Source organism: Arthrobacter sp. EPSL27, assembly GCF_001512305.1.
Classification (GTDB): Bacteria; Actinomycetota; Actinomycetes; order Actinomycetales; family Micrococcaceae; genus Arthrobacter.
The window spans coordinates 362808-376545 of sequence record NZ_LNUT01000004.1 but is presented as its reverse complement, the minus strand read 5'-3'; the positions used below and the strand labels follow the sequence as shown (position 1 = coordinate 376545).

At 67.3% G+C, this 13738-nt stretch carries 13 protein-coding genes; 2 read left to right on the top strand and 11 right to left on the bottom strand.

Annotation, left to right across the window (positions count from 1 at the left end):
• Window positions 1-46: 46 nt before the first annotated feature.
• The 7 genes from AR539_RS06510 to AR539_RS06480 form a co-directional block, all read right to left on the bottom strand.
• Window positions 47-1060, bottom strand: coding sequence for a Gfo/Idh/MocA family protein (locus AR539_RS06510; RefSeq protein WP_066433856.1), 1014 nt, complete (start codon window positions 1058-1060; stop codon window positions 47-49).
• A gap of 28 nt (window positions 1061-1088) precedes the next feature.
• Window positions 1089-2000: a sugar phosphate isomerase/epimerase family protein gene (locus AR539_RS06505; RefSeq protein WP_066433854.1), complete on the bottom strand. Its 912-nt coding sequence runs from the start codon at window positions 1998-2000 to the stop codon at window positions 1089-1091.
• 94 nt (window positions 2001-2094) lie between these two features.
• The gene (locus tag AR539_RS06500) at window positions 2095-3609 is read right to left on the bottom strand and encodes a CoA-acylating methylmalonate-semialdehyde dehydrogenase (protein ID WP_066433852.1); all 1515 of its coding nucleotides are present in this window, start codon (window positions 3607-3609) and stop codon (window positions 2095-2097) included.
• 86 nt (window positions 3610-3695) lie between these two features.
• Entirely contained in the window at window positions 3696-5651 is a 1956-nt protein-coding gene (gene iolD, locus AR539_RS06495; RefSeq protein WP_231728511.1) for a 3D-(3,5/4)-trihydroxycyclohexane-1,2-dione acylhydrolase (decyclizing), read from the bottom strand.
• 12 nt (window positions 5652-5663) lie between these two features.
• Window positions 5664-6641 carry a Cgl0159 family (beta/alpha)8-fold protein gene (locus tag AR539_RS06490; RefSeq protein ID WP_066433848.1) on the bottom strand — a complete coding sequence of 326 codons (978 nt, stop codon included), beginning with the start codon at window positions 6639-6641 and terminating at the stop codon, window positions 5664-5666.
• Window positions 6638-7639, bottom strand: a complete 1002-nt coding sequence (gene iolC, locus AR539_RS06485; RefSeq protein ID WP_066433844.1) for a 5-dehydro-2-deoxygluconokinase — start codon at window positions 7637-7639, stop codon at window positions 6638-6640. The genes AR539_RS06490 and iolC overlap by 4 nt, the downstream gene beginning before the upstream one ends.
• A gap of 229 nt (window positions 7640-7868) precedes the next feature.
• Window positions 7869-8273, bottom strand: coding sequence for a tautomerase family protein (locus tag AR539_RS06480; RefSeq protein ID WP_066433841.1), 405 nt, complete (start codon window positions 8271-8273; stop codon window positions 7869-7871).
• A gap of 150 nt (window positions 8274-8423) precedes the next feature.
• Between AR539_RS06480 and AR539_RS06475 the strand changes: the two genes are divergently transcribed.
• Both AR539_RS06475 and AR539_RS06470 read left to right on the top strand, forming a co-directional pair.
• Window positions 8424-8786 carry an ArsR/SmtB family transcription factor gene (locus AR539_RS06475; RefSeq protein WP_066433835.1) on the top strand — a complete coding sequence of 121 codons (363 nt, stop codon included), beginning with the start codon at window positions 8424-8426 and terminating at the stop codon, window positions 8784-8786.
• A complete protein-coding gene (locus tag AR539_RS06470; RefSeq protein WP_066433832.1) occupies window positions 8783-9265 on the top strand; it encodes an SRPBCC family protein in 483 nt (160 codons plus the stop codon). Before AR539_RS06475 ends, AR539_RS06470 begins: the two co-directional genes overlap by 4 nt.
• Before the next feature lie 98 nt (window positions 9266-9363).
• Here the strand turns inward: AR539_RS06470 and sucD are convergent, their stop codons facing one another.
• From sucD to AR539_RS06450, 4 genes are all read right to left on the bottom strand, one after another.
• Window positions 9364-10266 carry a succinate--CoA ligase subunit alpha gene (gene sucD / locus AR539_RS06465; protein ID WP_066433828.1) on the bottom strand — a complete coding sequence of 301 codons (903 nt, stop codon included), beginning with the start codon at window positions 10264-10266 and terminating at the stop codon, window positions 9364-9366.
• 26 nt (window positions 10267-10292) lie between these two features.
• Complete coding sequence (sucC, locus tag AR539_RS06460; protein WP_066433825.1) at window positions 10293-11459, bottom strand: ADP-forming succinate--CoA ligase subunit beta; 1167 nt, start codon at window positions 11457-11459, stop codon at window positions 10293-10295.
• Between the two features lie 225 nt (window positions 11460-11684).
• On the bottom strand, window positions 11685-12392 hold the full coding sequence (locus AR539_RS06455; protein ID WP_066433822.1) for a hypothetical protein: 708 nt from the start codon (window positions 12390-12392) through the stop codon (window positions 11685-11687).
• A 44-nt stretch (window positions 12393-12436) separates the two neighbouring features.
• Window positions 12437-13738 (bottom strand): glycosyltransferase, encoded by a 1302-nt coding sequence (locus AR539_RS06450; protein ID WP_066433819.1) that lies wholly within the window; start codon window positions 13736-13738, stop codon window positions 12437-12439.

The following is a 13738-nucleotide window of genomic DNA, read 5'->3' as shown; positions in this document are numbered from 1 at the left end:
GGCACCGGCAAATGCGGGAGGGGGCCGTGGCCCCCTCCCGGCCGCCTTAGCGGTAGAGCGCGGGCTTGGCGTTCAGCTTCACGGCGACCTTTTCGCCGTTCTTCTGCGCCTCAACCCCGGCCTCGCAGCAGGCAGCCGTGGCGTACCCGTCCCACGCGGTGGGGCCGCCGATTTCGCCGCGAAGCGCGGCGTCCACCCACGACTGGATTTCGACGTCGTACGCTGCGCCGAAACGCTCCTCGAAGCCGGGGGTGACATTGCCGCCCCAGCGGCCGGCAGAGCGGGTGTAGGGGCCCGTGTCGCCGCCGATGTTGACGATGCCGTCCTCGAAGGAGGCCTGGGTGGCCACTTCGTAGCCGAACTTGGCGTTGACGAAGATCTCGACGTCGGCCAGGACCCCGGATTCGGTTTCGATCAGGACGTGCTGCGGGTCATGCTGGCCGGCCGGGGCGTTCTTCGTGGCCTTGCCGAGGCGGACCTGGACCGACGTGATCTCCTCGCCGGTGAAGAACCGGATGGCGTCGAATTCGTGGACCACGGAGTCGTTGATGAGCATCTCGTTGGTGAAGCCGGCCGGGGTGTTCGGGTTGCGGTGCTGGTGGTGCAGCATCAGCAGTTCACCGAGTTCGGAGCTCCGGATGATGTCGCCCAGGGCGGCGTATTCAGCGTCGAAGCGGCGCATAAAGCCGACCTGGATGCGCTTATGGCCCAGCTGCTCCTCGGCCTGGACGATCTTCCAGGCTGAGGCGGCGTCCGGCGTGAGCGGCTTCTCGCAGAGAATCGGGATGTCCTTGGCGATCGCCTTGAGCAGGATGTCCTCGTGCAGGAAGCCGGGGGTGGCGATCAGGACGGCGTTGACGTCGCCGTTGCCCAGCGCCTCGTCGGCGTCCGCCAGGGCGACGGCGCCCGGGATGCCTTCGATGGCGGCCTGCGCGCGGGCCAGGTCGACGTCGACGACGGCGGCAACTTCCGCGCCGTGGATGCGGGTATTGAGACGCTGGATGTGGTCGGCGCCCATACGGCCGGCGCCGATGACGGCAACACGGAGGGTGGTGGTCATGGTGTTTGTCCTTCGTTCTCGGTGAGGTCTAGTTGACGGCGGTGCGGGAGCCGCAGGACAGCAGGTAGTTGCGGGTCCGCTTGGCGATCGGCATCGGGACGTCGAAGGCAACCGGGTACATGTCCTGTTCCACAATGCCAAAGATTGGCCGGTCCAGCGCCTCCACGGCCTCGATGACGGCGCGCAGGTCCGGCAGGCCGTTGGGCGGTTCGGTCATCACGCCGGCCAGGTTGGCGGCGGCCCAGGTCATGTTTTCCTCGTTGACCTTTTTCAGGATCTCGGGGTTGATCTGCTTCAAGTGCAGGTAGCCGATCCGGTCGGGGTAGTTCTTGATCAGGTCCAGGCTGGACGCCCCGCAGTATTCGGCGTGGCCGGTGTCCAGGCACAGGTTCAGGTACTGAGGGTCCGTGGCGGCGAGGAGGGTCTCGATGTCCTGCTGCGCGCCGACGTGGGAGTCGGCGTGCGAGTGGAACTGCTGCTTCAGACCGAAATCCTCCAGGAGGGTCTTGCCCATGCGGTTGTGGCCGGCGAAGAGGTCGCTCCAGGCCTTGTCCGTGAGTGTGCCGCTCTCCACCGCCTCGCCGGTGACGTCGTCGCGCCACATGGCCGGGATCACCACGATGTGTTCGCCGCCCATCGCCGCCGTGAGTTCGGCGACCTTGCGGGCCGGTTCCCACGCTTCCTCGTACTGGTGGGCGCCGCGGTGGAACGCGGTGAACACGGTGCCGGCCGTGACCTTGAGGTCGCGGGCCTTGAGTTCCTCCGCCAGCCGGGCCGGGTCGGAGGGCAGGTAGCCGTAAGGCCCCAGTTCGATCCACTTGTAGCCGGATTCAGCCACCTCGTCCAGGAAACGCTCCCACGGGGTCTGCTGCGGGTCGTCCGCGAACCAGACGCCCCAGGAGTCCGGTGCGGTGCCGATGATCAGCTTGTTCTCAGTCATGTCCATTCCTTCTCATCGATTGCTCCGCAGGTGCCGTTTTGGACGCTCAAAACGGCGGGTACGGAGCAGTCGATCGTGGTTGGTTGTCGGGGCGTCAGTTGGAGGGGAAGTTGTAGGAGGCGCCGGAGGCGTGGGTGGGTTCGGGCCAGCGGGAGGTGACGACTTTACCGCGGGTGTAGAACGAGACGCCTTCCGGGCCGTAGATGTGCTTGTCGCCGAAGAGCGAGGCCTTCCAGCCGCCGAAGGAGTGGTGTGCCACGGGCACAGGCAGCGGCACGTTGATGCCGATCATGCCGACCGTGACGGAGCGCTGGAATTTGCGGGCGGCGGCGCCGGAGGAGGTGAAGATGGCGGTGCCGTTGCCGTACGGGTTGGAGTTGATCAGGGCGATGCCGGCGTCGAGGTCCTCCACCCGCACGACGACGAGGACGGGTCCGAAGATTTCCTCGCTGTAGGCGGTCATTTCGGTCTTGACGTGGTCGATAACGGTGGGGCCGACCCAGAAGCCGTCCTCGTGGCCGGGGACCACCAGGTCGCGGCCGTCCACCACCATGGCGGCCCCCGCGGCTTCGGCTTCGGTGACGATCTTCACGATGCGTTCCTTGGAGGCCGGGGTGATGACCGGGCCCATTTCGGCGCCGGGGGCGGTGCCGTTGTTGACCTTGACGGCCAGGGCGCGTTCCTGGACCTTCTTGACCAGCAGGTCGGCGGCGTCCCCGACGGCGACGGCGACCGAGATGGCCATGCAGCGTTCCCCGGCGGAGCCGAAGGCGGCGGCGGCGAGATGGTCGGCGGCGTTGTCGAGATCGGCGTCGGGCAGGACGATTGCGTGGTTCTTGGCCCCGCCGAGGGCCTGGACACGCTTGCCGTGGGCGGTGGCGGTCTCGTGGACGTACCGGGCGATCGGGGTGGAGCCGACGAACGAGATGCCGTCCACGTCCGGGTGGGTCAGGAGGCCGTCCACGGTTTCCTTGTCGCCGTGCAGGACCTGGAAGACGCCGTCGGGCAGGCCCGCGTCCTTCCACAGCTTGGCCAGCAGCATCGAGGCGGACGGGTCACGCTCGGAGGGCTTGAGGATGAATGCGTTGCCGGTGGCGATGGCCATCGGCGCCATCCACAGCGGCACCATGACCGGGAAGTTGAACGGCGTGATGCCGGCGACGACGCCGAGCGGCTCGCGGAAGGAGAATACATCGATCCCGGTGGAGACCTGGTCCGAGTAGTCGCCCTTGAGCAGGGTGGGGATGCCGCAGGCGTACTCGATGACCTCGAGGCCGCGGCCGATTTCGCCCTTGGCGTCGGAGAGGACCTTGCCGTGTTCGGCGGTGACCAGTTCGGCGAGTTCGTCCACGTGGGCTGCGACCAGTTCGCGGAACTTGAACAGCACGGCGGTGCGCTTGGCCAGGGAGAAATCGCCCCAGGAATCGGCGGCGGCGCGGGCGGCGGCCACGGTGGCGTCCAGGTCCGCCCGGTTGGCCAGCCGCAGCTCCGCGGTGACGGCGCCGGTGGCCGGGTTGTAGACGGGCTGGGTGCGGGTGCCGGCGCCTGCGGTTTCGGCGCCGTTGATGAAGTGGTGGATGGTCTTGGTGCTGACGGTCGTCGTTGACATGGTGAGGGACTTCCTTGGTCTGTGGCTGTTTTCGGGGGCTGTTTTCGGGGGCTGTTCTCGGGAGGGGCGGTGCGGGAGGGGCTGGCTCAGCCCAGCAGTTTGCGCTGGCGGCTCTTGTGGTCGACGTAGGTCTGGAAGGCCTGCTTCGTGGAGTCCAGTTCGGAGACTGCGGAGACGGGAACGTCCCACCAGGACTCGGAACTGGGGGCGTCCAGCAGGGGGTCGGATTCGACGTGGATGAGGATCGGCCCGGCGTGTTCGGGCGCGGCCTTCGCGTCCCGGACCGCCTGTTCGAGCTGGGCGATGACCTTCTCCCCCGGTTCGATCCGGATGACCTTCACGCCGAGGCTTTCGGCGTTCAGCGCCAGGTCGACGGGGAGCCGCTCGCCGTCGTCGAAGCTGTGGTGTTCCTCGTCCAGGGCGCGGTACTGGGTGCCGAAGCGCTGGGAGCCGAGGGATTCGGAGAGCGAGCCGATCGAGGCGTAGCCGTGGTTCTGGATCAGGACCACGATCAGCTTGATCCGTTCGGCGACGGCGGTGACCAGTTCGGTGTGCATCATCAGGTAGGACCCGTCCCCCACCATAACGACGACGTCGCGCTGGGCCCCGCCGCGCTTGGCTTCGGCCAGCGCAGCGCGCTTGACGCCGAGGCCGCCGGGGATCTCGTAGCCCATGCAGGAGTAGGCGTATTCGACGTGGTAGCCGAACGGGTCCCGGACGCGCCACATCTTGTGCAGGTCCCCGGGCAGGGACCCGGCGGCGCAGATGACCACGTCGGAGGCGTCCATGGCCCGGTGCGTGGCGCCGATGATCTCGTTCTGTGCCGGCAGCGGGGTGAAACGGGTGTCGAACGCCGTATCCACGGTCTCGTCCCAGCGGGCCTTCTCGGCGGCGATCTGCTGTTCCAGGTCGGCGCCGGCCCGGTAGCCGCCCAGGGCCTGGTTCAGCTTGACCAGGGCCTTGCGGGCGTCCGCGACGATCGGCAGGGAGCTGCCGTGCTTGTAGGCGTCGATCGGCGCGACGTTGATGTTGATGAACGTGACGTCCGGGTTCTGGAACGCGGTGCGGGATGCGGTGGTGAAGTCCTCGTAGCGGGTGCCGATGCCGATGATGAGGTCCGCGCCGGCGGCGATGGCGTTGGCCGCCGTCGTCCCGGTGGAACCGACGGCGCCGAGGGAGAGCTTGTGGTCCCACGGCAGGACGCCGACGCCGGCCTGGGTGTTGCCCACCGGGATGCCGGTCAGTTCGGCGAATTTTGCCAGTTCGTCGTTGGCGTAGGCGTAGAGGACGCCGCCGCCGGCGATGATGAGCGGGCGCTTCGCGGCGCGGATCGCCTCGGCGGCACGGCGGATGTCCGCGTCGTCGGCGTCGGGCCGGCGGATCCGCCACTCGCGTTCGGCGAGGAACTCCTCGGGGACGTCGAAGGCCTCGGCCTGGACGTCCTGCGGCAGGGAGATGGTCACCGCACCGGTCTCGGCCGGGTCCGTGAGGACGCGCAGGCCGTGGTGGAACGCGGAGAACAGCTGCTCGGGCCGGGACACCCGGTCGAAGAACTTGGACAGCGGCCGGAACGCGTCGTTGACGGTGATGTCGTAGGCGTAGGGCTGTTCCAGCTGCTGCAGCACTGGGTCGGCGGCCCGGGTGGCGAACGTGTCGGAGGGCAGCAGCAGGACGGGCAGCCGGTTGGTGGTGGCCAGCGCCGCGCCGGTGAGCAGGTTTGAGGAGCCCGGCCCGATCGAGGTGCTGACCGCGAAGGTCTGGCGGCGCCGGGTGTGCCGGGCGTAGCCGACGGCCTGGTGCGCCTGGGCCTGTTCGTTGCGGCCCTGGTAGTACGGCATGATGGCGGGGTCCAGCTGCTGGTACTGCTTCAGGGCCTGCCCGACGCCGGCCACGTTGCCGTGGCCGAAGATCCCGAACGTGCCCGGGATCAGCCGCTCGCGGTAGTCCTGGCCGCCGATCGAGTCAACGGTGTACTGCTTGGACAGGTACTCGACGACGGCCTGGGCGACCGTCATCCTGCGGGTTCCGGGTGCAGTGCTCATTCCCATGGGAAGCTACTCCGATACTTCTGCGGTGCGGGTGGATGTGGTGTGGGTGGAGCGGGTGCGCGGGGCGGACCGGTGCAGCAGCGACGCTGCCGTCGCGACGGCGCCGGCCACATCGCCGTCGTGCGGGTAGAGCAGCGTCCGGCCGACCGTGAGGCCCTGGACCCCGGGCAGCGCGAGGGCCGCCTCCCAGCTGGCGAAGACGTCGTCCTGGCTGCTGTCCGGGTCCCCGCCGAGGAGCACGGTGGGCATGGTGGTGGCCGCCATGACGCGCTCCATCTCCGCCACCACCGGGAGCTTCATCCAGGTGTAGGCGCTGGTGGAGCCCAGGCCCTGGGCGATGCCGATGGACTTGATCACGGCGTTGGTGGAGAGGTCGTTGCGGACCTTCCCGTGTTCCCGGACGGAGAGGAACGGTTCCACCATGGCGATCAGCTTGCGCTCGGCGAGGGAATCGATCGCCTTGGCGGTGGCTTCCAGGGTTCCCACCGTGTCCGGGTCGCCGAGGCAGATGCGGGTGAGCATCTTGCCGCCGTCGGCGCCGAGGGCCTCCAGCGCGGCGGCCGTGTGGCCTGTGAAGCGGTCGTCGAACTCGTTGACCAGGCCGGAGAGTCCGCCCCGGTTCATGGACCCGAAGAGCAGCTTGCCGTCCAGGGCTCCGAGCAGGAGCAGGTCGTCCATGATGTCGGGTGAGGCGAGGACGCCGTCCACGTCCGGGTTGGCGAGGGCAATCTGCAGCCGGTCCAGGAGCAGGCGCCGGTCCGCCATCGCCACGGGGTCGCTGCCGACGGCGAGGGCGCCGCGGGCCGGGTGGTCGGCCGCGACAATGAAGTTCTGTTTGCCGGCCTGGACGCCGGGGTGGCGGCGGCGGGCCTTGGCGGCACGGGCCACGGCGTCCGGGTCTTCGAGCCGGATGACGCTGAGGTGCTCGTAGCGGCGGGGATCATCGTCCACCGCGACGTTGGCGGAGGCTGGGATGACGCTCACAGTGTTGCTCCCTCGATGGCGTAGGCGCCCGGTGCCAGGCGGCCGCGTTCGGCGAGCAGGCCCGTTACTTCGTCCGGGGTCGGCATCGCGTCGGCGCAGGACACCCGGGAGGCGACCAGGGCGCCGGCGGCGTTCGCGAAGTCGAGGACCTGGGCCAGCGGCCAGCCGGACAGCAGTCCGTGGCAGAAGGCCCCGCCGAAGGAGTCGCCGGCGCCGAGGCCGTTGACGGTTTCGACCGGAACGGGCGCGGACACCACGCGCTCGGTGCGGGTCTTCGCCATCACGCCCTCGGGGCCCAGTTTGACGACGGCGATTTCGACTCCGGCGGCGAGCAGCCGGTCCGCCTGCTCGTCCGGGGTGCCCTCGCCGACGGCGACGGCGCATTCCTTGTCATTGCCGATTGCGACGGTGACGTGCGGCAGGATCTTGGCCACCTGCTCCCGGGCTTCCTCTTCCGAGGCCCAGAACATCGGCCGGTAGTCGAGGTCCAGGATGGTGAACTGGCCCGGCTTCAGGCCGGTTCGGGGCCTGGCCTCGTGGGCTGCGAGGTGCGCGGCGCGGCTGGGTTCCTGGCAGAGGCCGGTCACGGTGGACCAAAAGATGCCGGCGTCGCGGATGGCGCCGAGGTCCAGGTCCTCGGTTTTGATCTGCAGGTCCGGTGCTGTGGGGAACCGGCCGTAGAAGTACAGCGGAAAGTCCTCGGGGGGTTTGATGGCGCAGAACGTAACCGCCGTCGGCCATTCCTTGACGGCGGTGACGAAGGAATCGTCCACGTGGAACTTGCGCAGTTCGCGGTGCAGGTACCGGCCGAAGGCGTCGTCGCCGGTGCGGGTGATGACGGCGGTGCGGCGGCCGTGGCGGGCAGCGGCGACGGCCACGTTGGACGGGGAGCCGCCCAGATACTTGCCGAAGGACGTGACATCCTCCAGATCCACGCCGATGTCGTTCGGGTAGATATCAACGCTGATGCGCCCGATGGTGAGCAGTTCGTGGGTCACGGTGATCGTGGACCTTTCTGGTGTGGGCTCTGTACCTTTACACAGCGGCTGCCTGTCGGAATGCGTGGTCCGGAGTGGTTCCGGGGGCCCTGCAGTGAGCGGGACCACATCGACTACTTTGCCTTAGAATCCATGTACTGTCAAAGGTTTGTACTGACATATTTACAACATGACACGGGGCGCGGATTTTCGGCGGATTATCCGCGGGGCCCCCGCCTCCGGCGCCGGGCTACCGCCCAGGAGTGGCGAGCTCGCCGGTGACATACTGTGCCCGGCCAAAGCCGAAGGACCAGTCCCCCGCCGTGTTCTCGACATAGCCGATGAAGACGTCCTCGCCGGCGATCCCGGAGTCCGCCAGGTTCGCTGCGATTGCGGCAAAGAGGGCCTGCTTGGCCTCCTGACTGCGTCCAGTCTGGGTGAAAATCTGGATCATCACCACGTTGCGCGTCCGCTCGAACCCCAGGCCGGCATCCTGGGCGACAATCTGGCCCGCCGGATGTTCGGTCAGCACGTGGAAGTAATCCCGCTCGGGGATACCGTATTCGGCCAGGATGGCGTCATGGATGCCCCGGCTGAGGGACTGCAGCTCCTCGGGGGTGCGGCCCTGGTTGACGTCGATGCGCACAAGAGGCATTCGGTGCTCCTTTTGTAGTTTGTCCTGACATACTAACAAACTGTGAAGATAGCCTGCAAGGTCGGGTCTTGCGGGCCCCGAAGTGCCGGAGTAGCGTTAACAACCAATAGGTTGATCAAAGGACAAGTTGATTACAGAGGAGGCACGTACTTGGATTCCAGCGACGACGGCGAGCTCGACTCGGCCTTCCTGGCCCTCGCCGATCCCGTCCGCCGCCGCATCATTTCCCGGCTCAGCCGGGGCCCGGCCACCGTGAACGAACTGGCGGAACCTTTCGCGATCACCAAGCAGGCGGTCTCGAAGCACATCCAGGTTCTCGAGCAGGCGCAGCTGGTCACCCGCACCCGTGATGCCCAGCGCCGGCCCGTCCACCTGAACCCCGCACGGCTGGAGGCGCTCACCGCATGGATCGGCCAGTACCGGCTGGTCCGCGAGGAGCAGTTCCGCAGCCTTGACGCCGTGCTCCAATCCAACGCCGCGGCTCGCGGCACACAGGCCAAGGAGTCATCATGACCAACGCCCTGAAACTCAGGGTCCCGGAGGGACTGCCCTTCATCGACTACGAACGGGACTTCGATTTCCCTGTCGCCGATGTCTTCCGCGCCCACAAGGAACCCGGCCTCATAGTGCAGTGGCTCGGCCCTCGCGGCATGAAGATGGAGATGGACCACTACGATTTCCGCACCGGCGGCACGTACCGGTACATCCACACCGGACCGGAGGGGGTCCCCTACGAGTTCCGCGGGATCTTCCACACCGTCCGTGAGAACGAGTTCGCCCTGCAGACCTTCGAGTTCGGAGGCTACCCGGACGTGGTCAGCCTGGAGTACATGACCTTCGAGGACCTGGGCGGCGGCCGGTGCAGGCTGCGCGGCCACTCCGTCTACCCCAGCCTGGAGGCCCGCGACGGGATGGCGCAGTCGGGCATGGAGGGCGGCATGACCGAGGGCTACGAGCGGCTCGACGAACTCCTCGCCGGAGCGAAGGTCTGAGCGGCAGTCTTCTTCAACGCAAAACGCGGGGCCACCTCCGGTCCATCCCACAGGTGGGACGGGCCGGAGGTGGCCCCGCGTTTGGTGGTGCTTCGGGCCTAGAGGGCTGCGAAGACCTCGCGCAGGAGCTTGGCGGTCTCGGACGGCGTCTTGCCGACCTTGACGCCGGCAGCCTCGAGGGCTTCCTTCTTGGCCTGGGCGGTGCCCGCGGAACCCGAGACGATGGCGCCTGCGTGGCCCATGGTCTTGCCTTCCGGAGCGGTGAAGCCGGCCACGTAGCCGACAACCGGCTTGGTGACGTTGGCCTTGATGTAGTCCGCGGCACGCTCTTCGGCGTCGCCGCCGATTTCGCCGATCATCACGATCGCCTTGGTCTCCGGGTCGGCCTCGAACGCTTCGAGCGCGTCGATGTGCGTGGTGCCGATGACCGGGTCGCCGCCGATGCCGATGGCGGTGGAGAAGCCGAGGTCGCGCAGTTCGTACATCATCTGGTAGGTCAGGGTGCCCGACTTGGAGACGAGGCCGATGGGACCCTTGCCCGTGATGTTGGCCGGGGTGATGCCGACGAGGGCCTCGCCCGGGGTGATGATGCCGGGGCAGTTCGGCCCGATGATGCGGGTGACCTGCTTGCCGTTGGCGTCAACCTTGGACTGGGCCAGTGCCCAGAACTCGGCGGAGTCCTGGACCGGCACGCCCTCGGTGATGACAACAACCAGGCCGATGCCGGCCTCGATGGCTTCGACGACGGCGTCCTTGGTAAAGGCCGGCGGGACGAAGACGATGGAGACGTCGGCGCCGGTCTCGGCCATGGCTTCCTTGACGGTGCCGAAGACGGTGATCTCGTTGTCGCCGTGCATGACCGTGGTGCCGGCCTTGCGGGCGTTGACGCCGCCAACAACGTTGGTGCCGGCCTTCAGCATCAGGGCGGTGTGCTTGGTGCCTTCGCCGCCGGTGATGCCCTGGACGATGACCTTGGAGTCTTTGTTCAGATAGATAGACATTATTAAGTCGCCTTACTTCCCGGTGCTTACTTCGAGTTGGCGAGCTCGGCAGCCTTGTCGGCGCCCTCGTCCATGGTGGCGGCCAGGGTAACCAGCGGGTGGTTGGCCTCGGCCAGGATGCGGCGGCCTTCCTCGACGTTGTTGCCGTCGAGGCGGACTACCAGCGGCTTGTTCGCGGAGTGGCCCAGCTCGGCCAGAGCACCGACGATGCCCTTGGCGACGGCGTCACAGGCGGTGATGCCGCCGAAGACGTTGACGAAGACGGACTTGACCTGCGGGTCGCCCAGGATGACGTCGAGGCCTGCGGCCATGACCTCGGCGGAAGCTCCACCGCCGATGTCCAGGAAGTTGGCGGGCTTGACGTTGCCGTGGTTCTCGCCGGCGTAGGCAACAACGTCGAGCGTGGACATGACCAGGCCGGCACCGTTACCGATGATGCCCACTTCGCCGTCGAGCTTGACGTAGTTGAGATCCTGCGCCTTGGCCTTGGCCTCCAGCGGGTCAGCAGCGTCCTTGTCTTCAAGGTGCGAGTGCTTGGGGTGGCGGAAGTCGGCGTTCTCGTCGAGGGAGACCTTGCCGTCGAGGGCGACGATGTCGCCGGCGCCGGTCTTGACGAGCGGGTTGACCTCCACGAGGGTGGCGTCTTCCTTCTTGAAGACATCCCAGAGCTTGAGGATGACGGCGGCGACCTTGCCGCGCAGCTCCTCAGCGAATCCGGCGGCGGCGACGATTTCGTCGGCCTTGGCCTGGTCGATGCCGACGGCGGGGTCGATCGCAACCTTCGCGAGGGCCTCCGGGCGTTCGACGGCGAGCTGCTCGATCTCCATGCCGCCCTCAACCGAGCACATGGCCAGGTAGTTGCGGTTGGCTCGATCCAGCAGGACGGAGAAGTAGTATTCTTCGGCGATGTCCGCACCCTGGGCAATCATCACCTTGTTGACGGTGTGGCCCTTGATGTCCATGCCGAGGATGTTGGTGGAGTGTTCCAGCGCCTCATCCGCGGTCTTGGCGACCTTAACGCCGCCGGCCTTGCCGCGGCCACCGACCTTAACCTGTGCCTTGACGACAGTTACGCCGCCGATCTTCTCGGCAGCTGCCTTTGCTTCTTCAGGGGTGTGCGCCACGATGCCAGCAAGCACGGGTACACCGTGCGCCTCGAACATATCGCGCGCCTGATATTCAAACAGGTCCACGGTTTAGTGTCCTTCTACGTCGAAGTAGTTTCTGTACAGCCGGACCCCGCGTTCTCGCGGTTACCGGGCTGCGGAATAAACGCACCCTGCGACTGGCTTGGAAACAAGCCACACGGCGCAATGCTCCTTTTTTGAACTCTAGTCCTTTCTGGGGACCGGCCCGTCCCAGAGTACCCGTTATGTGAGTAAGGACACTATTCTATGGAGCGTAGAAAAACCGCTAGATTACGGGGTTTTTGGGGCCTCGGAGGGCGTCGGAGAGGCTGTTTGGCCGGCGTCGGAGATTAGTTCGTAACGGTCCCGGGACACAAAGAAGGCGACGCCGGCGGAGACGTTTCCGCAGGCGACACCGCCGTCGTAAGCCGAACAGCGGAGGCCGTTGCGTTCCAGGTTCTGGCCATCATCCAGGACCTGCAGCTGGGAAATCGGGCCGTTGCGGGTCCCCTTGGGTCCGAACTCCGCTTCCTGCTGTGTGACGCCGGACCGGCATCCGCCGTACGTGGCGGTGTCCGGGGTGAGCAGTGCGGCGCCGCCGAGGTAGCCCAGGCCGGTCCCGCCGCAGTCGTCCGTGATGTCCTTGGCTTCCGGCTTGGGGTAGGCCGCCAGTTCGCAGTGCGCCACCGGCACTATGGCCAGCTTGTTGTTGGCGGAGTCGGAGTAGCCGTTCTGTTCGTACGGCAGGTTCACGTGCTCACCGCGGGCCGAGGTCAGGGAGCAGACCACGTTCCGGTCCGCGGTGGCGAAGCTGAGGATGTCCTGCCCGGCGGCGAACTTCTCTGCGTCGGCGAGGGGCGCCTGCCGGAGCTGCTCCAGCGCAGGCAGCGGCGCGGGCGGGACGTAATCCGGATCCTTCTGCGTGACAGTGCACGCGGTGGCCACCAGCAGGGTCAGGGCGGCCAGGATCCCCAGAAGTGTCCGTCGCATGGGCTCCATTATGCCTGCCGGGGTGCAGGCGTCTGCGGCCGCAGCGCCGGGTGTCAGCCCCTGGCGGCGGTCGCCAGGATGACGTCGACGGCGGCGCCGATGCTGTCCTCCGCCTCGAACTGCCCGCGCACTGCTTGTGCCCGGGCCCGCCACGACGGGTCTGCCAGCACGGTGTCGACGGCGGCCCGGACCGCGGCGGCGCGGGGTGTTTCGGTTTTCAGGTTGATCCCGACGCCGGCGTGCTCCACCCGGGCGTTGACGTCGCTCTTGCCCTCGTTGATGCCTGCCGTCACCAGCGGGACCCCGTGGGACAGGCTGAGGAGCACGCCGCCGAACCCTCCGTTGGTGACGAAGACGTCCGTGGCCGGGAAGACCCGGGTGAAGTCGACGAAGTCCTCGATCACCACGTTCGGCTGCGGGTACCGCCGCCGCAGGTCCCCGGTGTTGGCTCCGCCGGTGGCCACGACGATGAGGGTGTCCGTGTCCTTCAGCGCCTCGATGGTGGGGATCATCAGCTTGGCCGGGTCGCGGTTGTCGACGGTGCCCTGGGTGACCACAACGGTCCGGCGGTAGGTGCCTTCCGCCGTCGTCTGCCGGGAGGCGGCTGCTGCGTCGGATCCTCCGGCCGGCGGCCGGTACGGCAGCAGGGCGCCGACGTAATGGACCTTCGGGTTGATGTTCCGCCGCGGGAAGTCCAGGGACGCGGTGCCGGTCTGGATGACGGCGTGGGACCACCGGTACGGCTCGTCGGTGATGGGGGTGTTCCGCGGGGTGGTGAGGCCGTAGCCCTGCAGCTGCCGGACGTAGCTGGTCCGCGCCGGCTTGGTGACGAACTGGTCCGAGACCATGCGCGCGCCGGCATGGAGGATCTTGTCGGCCGGGGTCCGGGCGGGCGCGAAGCCGAAGAACATCGGCGGCACCAGCGGGTCCCGTTCCATGTTGCCGATCGGCACAAAACTGACCACCGGCTTGCCCAGCACCACCGCCACGAGCCGCTGGATGAACATGGTGTTGTCCATGACCACGGCGTCGAAGGGGAAGCGCCGGTGCACGTCCCGAATGTCCTCGAAGAAGTTGGTGACGTTGCTGGCGAAGATGCGTTCGCCGTCGAACCGGATGGCCATCGGTCCCTTGAGCCTGGCGCGTTGCGGGTAGAGCTCGTTGAGGTTGTCCGCGGTGTGCTCAATGGCGCGCTCGAACGGGTAGTGCGGGATGCCCAGCTCGTCCAGCCTGCCGGCCAGTGTGCTGCCGGTATACCAGCCCACCTCGTGGCCGTGGTCTTTCAGACGCACACCGATGCCCGTCATGGGGTTGAAGTGTCCGGCAACGGCCTGGCTGGCCAGCAGAATCTTCAT

What these genes read in the sequence shown, in the direction of transcription:
- AR539_RS06510 (WP_066433856.1), bottom strand. Translation starts at nt 1,060, where the DNA reads ATGACCACCACCCTCCGTGTTGCCGTCATCGGCGCCGGCCGTATGGGC.
- AR539_RS06505 (WP_066433854.1), bottom strand. Translation starts at nt 2,000, where the DNA reads ATGACTGAGAACAAGCTGATCATCGGCACCGCACCGGACTCCTGGGGC.
- AR539_RS06500 (WP_066433852.1), bottom strand. Translation starts at nt 3,609, where the DNA reads ATGTCAACGACGACCGTCAGCACCAAGACCATCCACCACTTCATCAAC.
- iolD (WP_231728511.1), bottom strand. Translation starts at nt 5,651, where the DNA reads ATGAGCACTGCACCCGGAACCCGCAGGATGACGGTCGCCCAGGCCGTC.
- AR539_RS06480 (WP_066433841.1), bottom strand. Translation starts at nt 8,273, where the DNA reads ATGCCTCTTGTGCGCATCGACGTCAACCAGGGCCGCACCCCCGAGGAG.
- AR539_RS06470 (WP_066433832.1), top strand. Translation starts at nt 8,783, where the DNA reads ATGACCAACGCCCTGAAACTCAGGGTCCCGGAGGGACTGCCCTTCATC.
- sucD (WP_066433828.1), bottom strand. Translation starts at nt 10,266, where the DNA reads ATGTCTATCTATCTGAACAAAGACTCCAAGGTCATCGTCCAGGGCATC.
- AR539_RS06455 (WP_066433822.1), bottom strand. Translation starts at nt 12,392, where the DNA reads ATGGAGCCCATGCGACGGACACTTCTGGGGATCCTGGCCGCCCTGACC.
- AR539_RS06450 (WP_066433819.1), bottom strand. Translation starts at nt 13,738, where the DNA reads ATGAAGATTCTGCTGGCCAGCCAGGCCGTTGCCGGACACTTCAACCCC.